The sequence below is a fragment of the Labilibaculum sp. K2S genome, assembly GCF_030372765.1.
GTDB lineage: Bacteria > Bacteroidota > Bacteroidia > Bacteroidales > Marinifilaceae > Labilibaculum.
The window spans coordinates 131130-145482 of sequence record NZ_JAUCMW010000008.1; the positions used below are offsets into that span (position 1 = coordinate 131130).

Genomic DNA, 14353 nt, shown 5'->3' on the forward strand with positions numbered 1-14353 from the left:
AATTCAATATGATATTAACATGTTTAGCAAAAAAGATAAAATGAGCAAAAACAATGAAGTACAACCAACCGCAGTGAATTTGATCTGCGATGGAACATCCATAACCGGGGATATTCAAGCATCAAGAGATATTCGAATTGATGGATTCCTAAATGGGAAAATGAAGGTAAATGGAAAAGTTGTTGTGGGAAATACCGGTAAAATTCAAGGAGATATTCATTGTAAAACAATCGACGTTTCCGGAATGGTAGAAGGCAATATTATTGCTTCAGAAATGGTCAATTTAAAAAATACTGCAATTATTCATGGAAATATAACTACCGATAAAATTTCTGTTGAGCCGGGAGCCAAATTTACCGGATCGTGTAAAATGGGCGAGCCAGTTCCAAAAAAAGATGAAAAAAAGTAACAAGGATCACAAAAGCTCCTTCGAAAAGCGAAAGCAGCAAACGACCAGTTTGGCAAAATATTCCGGTCTGGCATTTCAAATGATTGCCATCATTCTTTTGGTATTATTTGGAGGGTTTCAGTTAGATAAGTATTTGGAAAATGAATTTCCACTATTCACAATTATCGGAGCTTTTGGAGGTGTTGTATTATCCTTGTATTTTGCGTTAAAAGATTTGTTGAAAAAATAATCGGACGCATATAAATTCGAATATGGAAAAATCAATTAAAAAGTACATTCGAAACTTAGGAATTATTTCCGCAGCAATATTAGTCATCTCGGTTCTAATGTATTTGACTCTGTTAAAACCATGGTTCAACTATGTTTTTCCTTTTGTTATATTGTACTTTTTTCTGATTAGTTCCTTTCAGCACTATAAGTTGATAAAAACAGCAAAGGATAATCCTCGGGTTTTCAATACAAACTATATGGCATGGTTTGGAATAAAGTTATTTTCACATCTTAGTTTTGTAATCATTTACGTTTTACTGGATCGTTCACAAGCACTGAGTTTTGTGCTGTTTTTTGGTTTTTGCTATGTGGTATATACAGTTTATGATGTTGTGTCTTTATCCAATACTTTAAAGTCTGGAAATGTTAAATGATTTTAAAAAGTCACATGCAATAGTTTTTTTATTAAATTTGGAAGTCAAAATTAAAACCGGTTGGTTATTAGTTTAAAGAGCAAGTAATAAACGAATGAGTTATCATTCCTAAAAAATATTGTTAATGCAATTGGTTTTGTATTAACATTTTAACCAAACGGATCGAATAAATTCTAAATCAGTTGATTTGGATTTTGTCTCAAACCAAGTTATTTGGTATCTGTTACAAAGTAAGTCGTTTACGTATGAAAAACATTCATCGATTTCTGTTGATTTTCTTCTTCGCATTAAGTGTTATTCCGGTTTTTGCCTTTGGTGATGAACATGCAGAACCTGCTTCTCAAGAAACACATGAAAAAGAAAAGTTTGAGCCAGGAAGTTTTATAATGGATCATATTGCTGATTCTTACGATTGGCATGTTTTTAGTATTGGTGATTTTCATGCAACGATGCCTTTGCCAGTGATTGTTTACTCTCAGCATTCCGGATTTCACATGTTCATGTCCAGTAATTTTCATCACGGACATTCTACGTACAATGGATTTTTGATTGCCAAGGAAGGTGAATACAGAGGAAAAGTGGTAGAAATGGTTAACGGACATGAAGTACGTCCATTTGATATCTCGATGACTAAAAATGTTGTATCGATGCTAATAAGTATGGCAATACTGCTTTGGGTATTTATTTCTGTCGCAAAATCATATACGAACAGTAAAGGTAAGGCACCTAAAGGCATGCAATCACTGGTCGAACCTATTATTCTTTTCGTGAGAGATGAGGTGGCAAAACCTGCAATCGGAGAAAAGAGATATGAAAAACACCTGCCTTATCTGCTGTCTATTTTCTTTTTTATTTGGTTAAACAATCTAATGGGCATGGTTCCATTTTTTCCTGGGGGGGCAAATGTGACAGGAAATATTACTATAACATTGGTATTGGCACTGTTCACCTTTGTAATCACTACAATTAATGGAAACAAAGCATACTGGAAAGATATTTTCAACACACCTGGAGTACCATGGTGGTTGAAATTTCCGATACCATTGATGCCCTTGGTTGAGGTAATGGGGGTTTTTACAAAACCATTTGTTTTAATGGTCCGGCTCTTTGCCAATATTACTGCAGGTCATATGATTGTTTTAGCTTTTGTTAGTTTGATTTTCATTTTTGGTCAAATTAGTCCGGGATTAGGATACGGAACCTCTGTTGTTTCAGTACTTTTTATGGTATTTATGAATATGCTTGAGCTGTTGGTAGGTTTAATTCAGGCATATGTATTTACGCTTCTTTCTGCGCTTTACTTTGGTATGGCAACAGAAGAACATCATTAAGAATTTATCTACTCCTAAAACAGGGAGTTTTAATAGTTTTTTATCAATTAATTAAAAACGCTATGATTACATTAACAATTCTTCTTCAGGCTGCAGCAAGTATGGGCATTGCCAAAATGGGTGCTGCTTTTGGAGCAGGTTTAGCTGCTATTGGTGCTGGTATTGGTATCGGTAAAATTGGTGGTTCTGCTCTTGAGAGTATTGCCCGTCAACCAGAAGCTTCTGGAGATATTCGTTCAAACATGATTGTTGCTGCTGCTCTTATTGAAGGTGCTGCATTTTTTGCGATTATCATTTGTTTGTTGGCTATCGTATTGTAATAGTATTATCCACAATTTGCCATAAGAGATTGTCTGCGGCAAATTGTGGAATCTATTTGGATGTTAACGTCACTTAAAGGTGAATTAAAATAGAATATCATGGGCTTGGTAACACCTGAATTAGGAACTTTTATATGGATGCTTTTGGCATTTGCCATTGTATTATTTATCCTGAAAAAGTTTGCTTGGAAACCAATATTAAGTGCATTAAAAGAGCGGGAAGAATCTATTGAAGGTGCTCTTCGTTCTGCTGAACGTGCTAAGGAAGAAATGGCAGCATTACAAGCCGACAACGAAAGAATTCTTCAGGAGGCAAGAAAAGAGCGTGAGGCAATGCTTAAAGAGGCAAAAGAGATGGGCGGGAAGTTGGTTAGTGAAGCCAAACAAAAAGCGACTCTTGAGGCTGATAAAGTAATAGAATCGGCACGAATAAACATTGAGAGTGAAAAATCGGCTGCTTTAAATGAAATCAAAGCTCAGGTTGCAATTCTTTCTGTTGAAATTGCAGAGAAAATTCTCCGTCAGCAATTTGCTGATGATCAGCAGCAAAAAGATTACTTCAAAAAGCTAATGGACGAAGTAAAGTTGAATTAGTAAATGAGAGTACGGGAGTCTAGTTGAATCTCAGATCTCACATCTAATAATCTAAAAGAATATGAACGAAAGTAAAATCTCGGTTCGTTATGCCAAAGCTCTTTTTGAATTAGGAAAAGAGAAGAACTTAATTGAGTCCGTAATTAAAGATATTCAGCTGGTTGATGAGGTTTGTAAAACAATGCCTGAATTTTGGCTTATGGTTGAAAGTCCTGTTGTTAAAACTTCTCAGAAACGAACTTCGGTTAAGCTGATATTTGGTGATAAAATAAATCCGGTCAGTCTTAATTTTTTAGATTTGGTGGTGCAAAATCGTCGTGAAATTTATCTGAAGGATATTTCTCGGAATTTTCTGGCATTATGTCGTAAAGACAAGGGGATTTTATCGGCAACACTTACATCTGCATCAGCTATTGAGAAAGAAAGCAATCGTAAATTGAGTGAATTATTGTCAAAATCTTTCAATGCAAAAATTGAATTGCAGGAAGTGGTTGATAAAGAAATTATTGGTGGATTTGTGCTTCGAATTGAAGATCAGCAACTGGATGCGAGTGTAAGTAATCAGTTGAATCTAATTAAGCGAGAATTGCTTTCAAATCATATGAAATGAAAATGAGTTAGAAGTACTTAAAGTTAAAAGTACTTAAAGTGTAGGGTATCTTATACTTACTACTTTAGGCACTTTAAATACTTTAGACACTCTAAATACTTTAAACTTGAACAAATAAATTAAATATGGCTAGTATTAAACCTGCAGAAGTTTCGGAAATCCTAAAGCAGCAATTACAAGGATTAAAAACCGAGGCAGAACTGGAAGAAGTCGGAACCGTATTGCAAGTTGGGGATGGTATCGCCCGCATCTACGGTTTATCGCACGCTGAATCCAATGAGTTGATTGAATTCCAAAATGGCGTTTTAGGTATTGTATTGAACCTCGAAGAGGACAATGTCGGAGCTGTTCTTTTGGGAGAAACTCAAGGAATTAAAGAGGGTGATATTGTAAAGCGCACCAAGCGAATAGCCTCAATCAATGTTGGTGAGGGAATGTTAGGACGTGTAATCAATACCATTGGTGAGCCTCTTGATGGAAAAGGTGAAATAAAAGGGGTGACATACGAAATGCCATTGGAACGTAAAGCTCCCGGGGTACTTTATCGTGAGCCGGTAACAGAGCCTTTACAAACGGGATTAAAGTCGATTGATGCGATGATTCCTATTGGACGTGGACAGCGTGAGTTAATTATTGGTGACCGTCAGACTGGTAAAACAGCAATTGCAATTGATACCATCATTAATCAAAAGGAATTTTACGACAAAGGAGAGCCGGTTTACTGTATCTATGTAGCCATAGGACAGAAGGGTTCTACTGTAGCCAATATCGCCAGAACACTTGAGGAGCACGGAGCTATGGCCTATACGGTTATTGTGATGGCAACAGCAGCCGATCCGGCAGCATTGCAGTTTTATGCACCATTTGCAGGAGCTTCTATTGGAGAGTTTTTCCGCGATACAGGTCGTCCAGCTTTAATTATTTATGATGATTTATCGAAACAAGCGGTATCATACCGTGAGGTTTCTCTGCTACTTCGTCGTCCACCAGGACGTGAAGCATATCCAGGTGATATATTTTATCTGCACTCAAGATTGTTAGAACGTGCAGCTAAAATTATTAGTTCAGATGATATCGCCCGTCAGATGAATGATTTGCCTGATAGTATGAAAAATGCCAGGGATGAGAATGGTGAATCGATTATTAAAGGAGGTGGTTCTTTAACTGCTCTGCCAATTATCGAAACTCAGGCTGGTGATGTATCGGCATACATTCCAACCAATGTAATTTCGATTACCGATGGTCAAATCTTTTTGGAATCAGATCTTTTTAATGCGGGTATTCGTCCAGCAATTAACGTAGGTATCTCGGTATCTCGTGTGGGTGGTAACGCTCAGATCAAATCGATGAAGAAAGTAGCCGGTACTTTGAAGCTGGATCAGGCTCAATATCGTGAATTAGAGGCTTTTTCCAAGTTTGGTTCTGATATGGATGCTGCAACCCGTTCTGTTTTAGATAAAGGCTCGAAGAACGTAGAGATCTTAAAACAGGGACAATATTCACCTTACACAGTTGATAAGCAGATCGCGATTTTGTACTGCGGATCACAAGGATTATTGCGTAATGTTCCTGTAAATAAAGTGAAAGAATTTGAAATTGAATTTCTTGACTTTATGGCCATGAAGCACAAAGATGTTTTAGCTGAGCTGGGATCGGGAAAATATACTCAGGAAGCACAGGATATCATGAAATCCGTTGTTGCTGAGTTATCTGCGAAATATAAATAATTAACGATTAGTAATTGATAATAAGGCAGATAGCTCATCAATTATTAATTGATCATTGCTAATTAGAATAAATGGCTAATTTAAAAGAAATTCGTACTCGTATTTCATCGGTACAGAAAACCAAACAGGTTACTGCAGCGATGAAAATGGTTTCTGCTGCCAAATTAAAAAAGGCTCAGGATGCTATTGTGCAAATTCGTCCATTCGCAGCTAAGCTTCATGAGATTTTATCGGACCTAACTGGAAGTTTGACTAATTCTGATGAAAATTTATACGGTGTGGAAAGAAAGCCTGAAAAGGTTTTGTTGATTGCAATAAGTTCTAACAAGGGCTTATGTGGTGGATTTAATGCAAATGTAATTAAGCAGGTTACTATTTTGGCTGAAACTACCTATGCTGAACAAAATCAGCGAGGTTCACTGCACATATTGGCAATTGGAAAGCAAGGATTTGAAATTCTTCGTAAGCATTTCAATGTTGTTGGAGAACACAATCATGTGTACGATAACTTGAACTTTGAAAGTGTTTCGACTATTGCTTCTTTAGTTATGAAGGAGTTTGTAGAAGGAAAATATGACAGAGTAGAATTAGTTTACAATCAGTTTAAAAATGCGGGAGTACAAATTTTAACAACCGAGCAGTTTTTGCCTGTTGTTCAGCCCGAAGGGGATATGAGCAGTCAGACTGAATATATTTTTGAACCAAATCAGGAAGAAATTTTAGATGAATTGATTCCAAGATCTTTACGAACACAATTTTTTAAGGCAATGTTGGATTCCTTTGCATCCGAGCACGGAGCAAGAATGACGGCAATGCATAAGGCAACAGATAATGCTTCTGATTTAATTCAGGATCTGAATCTGACCTACAACAAAGCTCGTCAGGCTGCAATTACGAATGAAATTTCGGAGATTGTATCCGGAGCTGATGCTTTGGCTAACTAATGCCATTTTAAAGACCATATTTAAACGATTTATAATTGTTGCAAGCTCACCTTAGGGTGGGCTTTTTTTGTGCAGATAAAGGGAGAAAATGAATTAAAGGTGGATGCGAAATATGAGCCACAGGAATTGACAGCAATTAGTGGCTGGTTGCCAAGCCATAAAAATTCAATCTTTTCAAAATTGATTTTGATGTATTTCTTTGATAATTGTATTTAATCAAATGAAAAAGGATAGAACGCATCCTGTTGGAGGAGATAAATTGGGTTGCAAATATTAGTTCCGACACAGTGCCACTTACCAAATAAGTTTATAGTTAGATTTCAGATGGCATGGGACTGATTCTTTAAAATCCCTGAGACTCTTGATATACCAGATTGTTCTGATGGCGAAAAAGGACAAAAAAAATCCTCATCCCAAATGGATGAGGATCAATTGTATTCTAAAATCTGATGGTTAAAGTGCCAGCATCTGAATTATTCTTTTATCTCGTGAAGAGCTTCGCTTACGTTGATACAGAAATCACCAATTTTTTCACATTCTGAGAATATATCGTTGTAAATAATACCTGCCTGGTATTTGTATTTATGTTCCTCTACATTGTTTAAATGTTCAGTTTTCAGCAAAGTTCTGTAATCGTTTATTTCGCGTTCAATTTCCCATGCCTTCTTAATATTCACTTCGGTAAATTCCATTTTTGTGTTTTCGTGCATCACATTAAGAGCATCGTCAACTAAAACGAACATATTGTTGATATTATCTCTTAATTCCTGAGGGAACCACGCTTTTTGTTCACGTTTCCTCTTCATTGCTTTGGCAAGATTTAAAATCGAGTCACCAACACTTTCAATATCACTTACCATCTTAAAATAAGCACGTACTCTTTCCGAGTTTTCTGAACTTAGGCGGGTTTCAGATACTTTGGCAAGGAAGTTGGCAATTTCCACTTCCATATCATCACTCTCATCTTCTCTTTTGTCAATTTTTTCGAAAAGCTTATTGAAAGTTTTATCATTGGTTTCGTTAAATGCCTGCTTGGTATAGCTAAACATTTTCTTTGTGCTTTTTACGTAGGTACTAATTTCTTTTTTAGCCAAAAACAGGGATGCTTCTGGAGTTGAAAGAGTTCCTGTTTTAATATGCTGAAGTTTGAATTCCTCTTCTACATCCTCCCGAACAGGAACCAGTTTGGTAACTACTTTTACGATGAAGTTGGCAAACCAAATTAGGAATACTACATTAAGTATGTTGAATCCGGTATGAAATAATGACAAAGAAATTGGTACAGCAACTGTGCTTGTAAATGGATCGCCACCACCAAGAATAGTCATATTGACCCAAGCAACCATTTTTAAGAAAAACGGCAACGTAATCAGCATCCACATCACACCAAAAGTATTAAAGATTAGATGGGCTCTTGCAGCTCTTTTAGCTGAAGTGTTGGCAATCATTGCGGCAAGATTCGCTGTAATGGTCGTCCCAATATTCTCTCCCAATACCATTGCGGCAGCCATTTCGAAACTAATCCACCCACTATTACACATTACTAAGGTAAGTGCCATGGTGGCCGACGATGATTGAATTAAAATAGTAAGAAGAGTTCCGATAGCCAAAAATAGTAAGGTAGAAGCAAATCCCATGTCCGTATAACTGGTCAGGAAATTTAGAATTTCAGGATTATTTTTGATATCAGGCATTGAAGTTTTAAGAAATTGCAAGCCTATAAAAAGCAAAGCAAATCCCATGATCAATTCACCCCAGTTCTTCTTTGTGCGGTTTTTTGAAAAAAGGAATGGAAGAGCTAAACCTATTAAAGGCAAAGATATTGCACTCATACTAACCTTAAATCCCAAAAGGGAGATTAACCAGGCAGTAACCGTAGTACCGATATTGGCACCCATAATCACTCCTATCGATTCTGCCAGCGATAACAGCCCGGCATTTACAAAGCTAACCACCATTACGGTTGTTGCTGATGACGACTGAATAAGGGCAGTAATTAACACTCCGGTCATTACACCTTTAAATCGATTGGAAGTCATTGCTGCGAGAATAGTTCGCATTTTGTCTCCGGCAACTTGTTGAAGAGCTTCACTCATCAATTTCATTCCGTAAAGGAATAAGCCTAAAGATCCTATAAGCGTTAAAATATCGGTCAATCCGTAATTCATAACTTATTTAGTTTATTTGTTTTTCAATAGATTAGTAGCTGTTAAGGCCGCAAAAATAGAAGATATTTGCAAAACCTCTAATTTTTTATCGTGTTAATTGAGTATTAAGAAAAGGTAAAAATAAGATTCGGAAAATGTTACAATAAAATAATAATGGAATTTTTTATAGATTTTTAACGCTTCCAAATCGTTTTGATAGTAAGTTGATTGTGTGTTGCCTTGCATCTGGAAAGTTGAGTTTCGTATTCAATTTTTGACGAAATTTGTGAATAATTGAGATGAAATCATCTAAAACACGACTATTTTTGGTAATTAATTTATTAAAAACCAGATGGTTTCATTGAATTTATATAATTTTGAACATTAATACCGCCAACAGATGCGTATTAGGATTCGGTACAATCATCATCTTTTGATAAAATGATTATAAGTCGTATTTTCGCCGGAATCTAAAAATAAAAACGAGATCTCTTTAGCAGGATAATAGTATGTGGAACAGAATTGCAGGATTAATTCTTAGGAATAGAATTTTACTTTTGGTGATAATTGGACTTATCACAATATTTATGGGGTACAAAGCTCAATTTGTGGAGATGTCCTATCAGTATGCGGCACTCCTTCCTGATGATGACCCTGCATCTGTGGAATATGAGCGTTTCAAAAACACTTTTGGACAAGAAGGAAATGTAATGTTTTTCGCCGTTCAGGATTCGGACTTTTATGAGCTTGATAAGTTTAACGATTGGATTGCCTTGGGAGATAGCCTGAAAGCTTTAGATGGAATTGATGCTGTGGTTTCCATCGCACATACCTACAATATCAATAAAAACAATGAAGCGAAGAGATTCGAATTTCAAACAATATTCCCGAAGAAACTAAGTTCGCAAGTAGAATTAGATAGTCTTGCGGCTATTGCTGAATCATTGCCATTTTATCAAGGCAGCTTAATTAATAAAGAATCTCATACATTTTTAATGGGAATTACGGTGAACGCCAGAATAATTAATTCGAAAGCGCGTGAACCAATGGTTGTTAGGGTTCGGGAAATTACCGACCGGTTTACAGCCAAGTACAATTTGGAAATGAAATACTCGGGACTTCCTTATATCAGGGTAGTAACGGCGCAAATGATTAAAAAGGAGATGAATATGTTCATTTACCTATCTCTTCTGGTTACTGCGATTATTTTATTTATGTTTTTCCGCTCTTTTAAAGTGGTTTTCTTTTGTATGTTGGTTGTTGGTTTGAGTGTAATCTGGGCGGTTGGATCAATGGTCTTGTTCGATTACAAAATTACTTTACTTACCGCAATGCTGCCGCCATTACTGGTGGTGATCGGAATTCCGAATTCCGTTTTTCTGATCAATAAATACCACGGAGAATACATTCGTCACAACAACAAGATAAAAGCCTTGCAGCGTGTAGTTTCTAAAATTGGGAATGCTACCTTTTTAACCAATTTAACAACAGCATCAGGTTTTGCTACTTTTATTGTGACTTCCAGTCAGATATTAAAAGAATTTGGTGTGATTGCTGCCTTAAATATTATGGTGGTTTTTGTTCTTTCCTTACTTCTAATTCCAATCATTTTCAGTTTTTTAAATCCTCCGGATCAAAAAGCAACAAGTCATTTGGAAAATAAAATGACAGTTTGGTTTGTGGGCAAATTAGTAAAAATTGTATTGAACAGACGGACTGTAGTTTACACGGTAGGTTTTGTTTTGCTTGCCGTAGGGATTTTTGGAATCAGCAAAATGAAAAGCACTGGTTATATGGTCGATGACTTACCACATGACAATGTAATATTTCAGGATTTAAAGTTCTTCGAAAAGAACATGGATGGAATTATGCCTTTGGAAGTGATGGTAGAAACCAAGAAAAAAGCAGCTATTTTAAAGTTATCAACCTTAAAACGATTAAACGCTCTTAACGATACGTTAAAATCATATCCCGAAATATCATCATCCGTTTCGATTGTTGAGGCGGCAAAATTTGCCAATCAGGCGTATTTCAATGGCAAAGAAAAATACTATGAATTGCCTAGTAATCAGACCCGAAATGTGATTATGTCGTATTTGGCTAAAGCTGATACCGGTAATGATTCCAAATTGTTCAGCACTTTCGTGGATTCCACTCAGTCAATTACCCGAATGAGTTTTCGAATGAAGGATATTGGAACTACCAGAATGGAAGAAATGGAGCAAAGAATTCTTGCCCATGTAAGTCATATTTTCCCTGAGGATCAATACACTGTTCATGTAACAGGATCCAGTATTATCTTTTTTAAAGGGAATAAATATCTGGTAAAGAATTTATTCATAAGTCTTGCTTTGGCAATTTTCCTTATTGCCTCATTCATGGCTTGGATGTTTTCTTCCAAAAGAATGGTTGTGGTTGCTTTACTGCCAAACCTTTTGCCATTGGTAATTACAGCAGCACTAATGGGCTTTTTCGGTATTCCTATTAAGGCATCAACTATATTGGTGTTTAGCATCGCATTTGGTATTTCTGTTGACGATACCATTCACTATTTGGCTAAATACCGTCAAGAATTAAAAGCAACCAATTGGAGTATCCGATCATCTGTTGTTCTTGCACTTCGAGAAACCGGGCAAAGTATGATGTACACCTCAATTATCCTGTTTTTTGGCTTCGGTATTTTTGCCTTATCTGATTTTGGAGGAACTGTTTCCCTGGGGATATTGGTGTCCGTAACTTTGCTTTCAGCAATGCTCTCCAACTTAATTTTGTTGCCGTCACTGTTGCTGACTCTTGAGAAGTTTATTACCAACCGATCGTTTAAAGAACCACTGCTTCAGATTTTCGATGAAGAGGAGGATATTGAACTGGATGATCTTAGAATTGCTCCGATGGAAAACAAAGAGGGAAAAGAAAGCTTAATGAATTGATTTTTTTATATTTTAGTGGGCTGTTTAAAAATACATACTAAAATTGCTTTTAAACCATGCATAGTTTTAATGAACTTCAGGAAATTATTGAAAAAGAGATAGATGGCTTGGAGTTTTCTGCTCCGCCTGAAGGTCTTTTTGAGCCAATGAAATATATATTAGGCATTGGCGGGAAGCGGCTTCGTCCAATTTTAGTCCTGTTGGGTGCTAATTTATACAAAGATGATCTTACAAGAGCTTGTTTGCCTGCCATCGGAATAGAAATATTTCACAATTTTACACTCTTGCATGATGATGTAATGGACAACGCTCCAATACGCAGAAGCAAGAAAACGGTACACGAAAAATGGAACAGCAACGTAGCCATTCTTTCTGGTGATGCTATGTCTATTAAGGCATATCAGTATATTGGTTCCTGCGAAGACAAATACCTGCGCGATATTCTTACGGTGTTTAATCAAACAGCATTGGAAGTTTGTGAGGGACAGCAGTTCGACATGGAATTTGAAGATAGAAATGATGTTGAGCTTGGAGAATATTTAAATATGATTCGATTGAAAACAGCAGTTCTATTAGGCGGAAGTCTAAAAATGGGTGCAATAATGGGTGATGCCAGCTCAAAAGATGCTGAATTACTATACCATTTTGGTGTGAATTTAGGTATGGCATTCCAACTTCAGGACGATCTTTTAGATGTTTTTGGTGATGAGGCTGTTTTTGGAAAGAAAATTGGCGGTGATATCTTATCCAATAAGAAAACCTTTCTTTTAATTAAAGCTCTGGAAACTGCTTCGGGAAATGTTGAAAATGAATTAAAGTCCTGGATTACAGTAAAATCTTTTAATCCGGAAGAAAAAATAAAGGCTGTAAGAGCTATTTATGAGCAATTAAATGTTCGCGAATATTCACAGAATAAAATTGAGAATTATTTTGCTTTATGTCTTGAATACCTCGATAAAGTAGATGTTGAGGCCGAAAAGAAAAAGGAACTTTATTTACTGGTTAAAGGGTTAGTAAATCGTTCCGTTTAAGAATGTTAAAAATTCAGATAAGATTCACCTTTATTGACAAAAAATTTTAAATTTGTTGTCACGCGATATTAATGATCCAAAAATAATAATGTAAATGTCACAAAATACAGGCAAAATAGTACAGGTTATCGGACCTGTTATCGATGTAAGTTTTGATAAGGAAGGAACCAAGCTTCCTGAAATTTACGATTCTTTAGAGGTCGTGATTGAAAATGGTAAAAATTTGGTTGTTGAGTGTCAGCAGCATATTGGTGAGAACACTGTTCGTGCCATCGCAATGGATTCAACCGACGGTTTAAGCCGGGGGATGGATGTAATTGCAACCGGTTCGCCTATTATGATGCCTCCCGGAGATAAGATCAAAGGTAGATTGCTTAATGTTATTGGGGAAACCATTGATGGGATTGGACCTGTAAGTAAAGAAGGTGGTAATGCTATTCACAGAATTCCGCCGGCATTTGACCAGCTAAGTACTGAATCAGAAGTTTTTTATACAGGAATTAAGGTAATTGACCTTATTGAGCCATACGTAAAAGGTGGTAAAATTGGTTTGTTTGGAGGTGCTGGTGTTGGTAAAACTGTATTGATTCAGGAATTAATAAATAACATTGCCATTGGTCAAGACGGTTTATCTGTATTTGCCGGTGTTGGTGAGCGTACCCGTGAAGGAAATGACTTGCTTCGGGAAATGATCGAATCAAAGGTTATTCAATATGGAGATGCATTTGAAAAAAATATGGAAAAGGGAGGATGGGATCTTTCTTTAGTAGATAAAAAAGCTTTGGATAACTCTCAGGTATCACTGGTTTTTGGTCAGATGAATGAACCACCAGGAGCACGTGCCCGTGTTGCTCTTTCGGGACTAACTGTTGCGGAAAGTTTGCGTGATGGTGATGAAAAATCTGGGGGGCGTGATATTCTTTTCTTTGTAGATAATATTTTCCGTTTTACTCAGGCTGGTTCTGAAGTTTCGGCACTACTTGGACGTATGCCTTCGGCTGTAGGATATCAACCAACTTTATCTTCCGAGATGGGTGTGATGCAAGAGAGAATTACTTCAACAAAAAGAGGATCAATTACATCTGTGCAAGCGGTTTACGTTCCTGCGGATGACTTGACAGACCCTGCTCCGGCTACAACATTTGCTCACTTGGATGCAACAACTGTATTGAATCGTAAGATTTCGGAGTTAGGTATTTACCCGGCGGTAGATCCATTGGATTCTACTTCCCGTATTCTTTCAGTAGATATTGTTGGTGAAGCTCACTATAAATGTGCTACAGATGTAAAAGAGATTTTGCAGCGCTACAAAGAATTGCAGGACATTATTGCGATTTTGGGTATGGAAGAGCTTTCTGAAGAGGATAAATTGGTTGTACATCGCGCTCGTCGTGTACAAAGGTTTTTATCACAACCATTCCACGTTGCCGAGCAGTTTACCGGCTTAAAAGGATGTTTGGTTTCAATTGAAGATACAATAAAAGGCTTCAATATGATTATGGATGGAGAAGTTGATCAATATCCTGAATCAGCCTTTAACCTTGTTGGTACAATTGAACAAGCTATTGAAAAAGGTGAAAAACTATTAGCGGAATCTAAAGAATAATTAAGTTTTTAAGTACTTCAAGTACTAAAAGTACTTGGAGTGCCTACTATACTTTAACTT

General features: G+C 36.6%; 13 protein-coding genes. 12 read left to right on the top strand and 1 reads right to left on the bottom strand.

Translation table 11 applies throughout. The annotated features are described in order from the left end of the window. Positions 1-40 precede the first annotated feature (40 nt). The 9 genes from QUH73_RS11340 to atpG all read left to right on the top strand — a co-directional run bounded on the left by QUH73_RS11340 (position 41) and on the right by atpG (position 6579). Positions 41-409 carry a bactofilin family protein gene (locus QUH73_RS11340; RefSeq protein WP_289530554.1) on the top strand — a complete coding sequence of 123 codons (369 nt, stop codon included), beginning with the start codon at positions 41-43 and terminating at the stop codon, positions 407-409. After that, positions 396-638: an AtpZ/AtpI family protein gene (locus QUH73_RS11345; protein WP_289530555.1), complete on the top strand. Its 243-nt coding sequence runs from the start codon at positions 396-398 to the stop codon at positions 636-638. Before QUH73_RS11340 ends, QUH73_RS11345 begins: the two co-directional genes overlap by 14 nt. 22 nt (positions 639-660) lie before the next feature. Beyond that, a complete protein-coding gene (locus tag QUH73_RS11350) occupies positions 661-1053 on the top strand; it encodes a hypothetical protein (protein WP_289530556.1) in 393 nt (130 codons plus the stop codon). Between the two features lie 245 nt (positions 1054-1298). Further along, positions 1299-2384 carry a F0F1 ATP synthase subunit A gene (atpB, locus tag QUH73_RS11355; RefSeq protein ID WP_289530557.1) on the top strand — a complete coding sequence of 362 codons (1086 nt, stop codon included), beginning with the start codon at positions 1299-1301 and terminating at the stop codon, positions 2382-2384. A 62-nt stretch (positions 2385-2446) separates the two neighbouring features. Further along, positions 2447-2704, top strand: a complete 258-nt coding sequence (gene atpE, locus QUH73_RS11360) for an ATP synthase F0 subunit C (protein ID WP_156194809.1) — start codon at positions 2447-2449, stop codon at positions 2702-2704. 99 nt (positions 2705-2803) lie between these two features. Next, positions 2804-3298, top strand: a complete 495-nt coding sequence (locus tag QUH73_RS11365; protein WP_289530558.1) for a F0F1 ATP synthase subunit B — start codon at positions 2804-2806, stop codon at positions 3296-3298. Between the two features lie 61 nt (positions 3299-3359). Beyond that, positions 3360-3908, top strand: coding sequence for an ATP synthase F1 subunit delta (atpH, locus tag QUH73_RS11370; protein WP_289530559.1), 549 nt, complete (start codon positions 3360-3362; stop codon positions 3906-3908). 125 nt (positions 3909-4033) lie between these two features. Then, positions 4034-5635, top strand: coding sequence for a F0F1 ATP synthase subunit alpha (atpA, locus tag QUH73_RS11375; RefSeq protein ID WP_289530560.1), 1602 nt, complete (start codon positions 4034-4036; stop codon positions 5633-5635). Between the two features lie 71 nt (positions 5636-5706). Then, positions 5707-6579 (top strand): ATP synthase F1 subunit gamma, encoded by an 873-nt coding sequence (atpG, locus tag QUH73_RS11380; protein WP_289530561.1) that lies wholly within the window; start codon positions 5707-5709, stop codon positions 6577-6579. A gap of 473 nt (positions 6580-7052) precedes the next feature. Here atpG and QUH73_RS11385 read toward each other — a convergent pair whose 3' ends face one another. Then, on the bottom strand, positions 7053-8747 hold the full coding sequence (locus tag QUH73_RS11385; RefSeq protein WP_289530562.1) for a Na/Pi cotransporter family protein: 1695 nt from the start codon (positions 8745-8747) through the stop codon (positions 7053-7055). A 488-nt stretch (positions 8748-9235) separates the two neighbouring features. Here QUH73_RS11385 and QUH73_RS11390 point away from each other — a divergent pair, with 488 nt between their 5' ends. From QUH73_RS11390 to atpD, 3 genes are all read left to right on the top strand, one after another. Beyond that, positions 9236-11656 carry an efflux RND transporter permease subunit gene (locus QUH73_RS11390; protein ID WP_289530563.1) on the top strand — a complete coding sequence of 807 codons (2421 nt, stop codon included), beginning with the start codon at positions 9236-9238 and terminating at the stop codon, positions 11654-11656. Positions 11657-11712: 56 nt separating this feature from the next. After that, complete coding sequence (locus tag QUH73_RS11395) at positions 11713-12687, top strand: polyprenyl synthetase family protein (RefSeq protein ID WP_289530564.1); 975 nt, start codon at positions 11713-11715, stop codon at positions 12685-12687. Positions 12688-12781: 94 nt separating this feature from the next. Then, positions 12782-14293: a F0F1 ATP synthase subunit beta gene (gene atpD / locus QUH73_RS11400; RefSeq protein ID WP_289530565.1), complete on the top strand. Its 1512-nt coding sequence runs from the start codon at positions 12782-12784 to the stop codon at positions 14291-14293. Positions 14294-14353 lie beyond the last annotated feature (60 nt).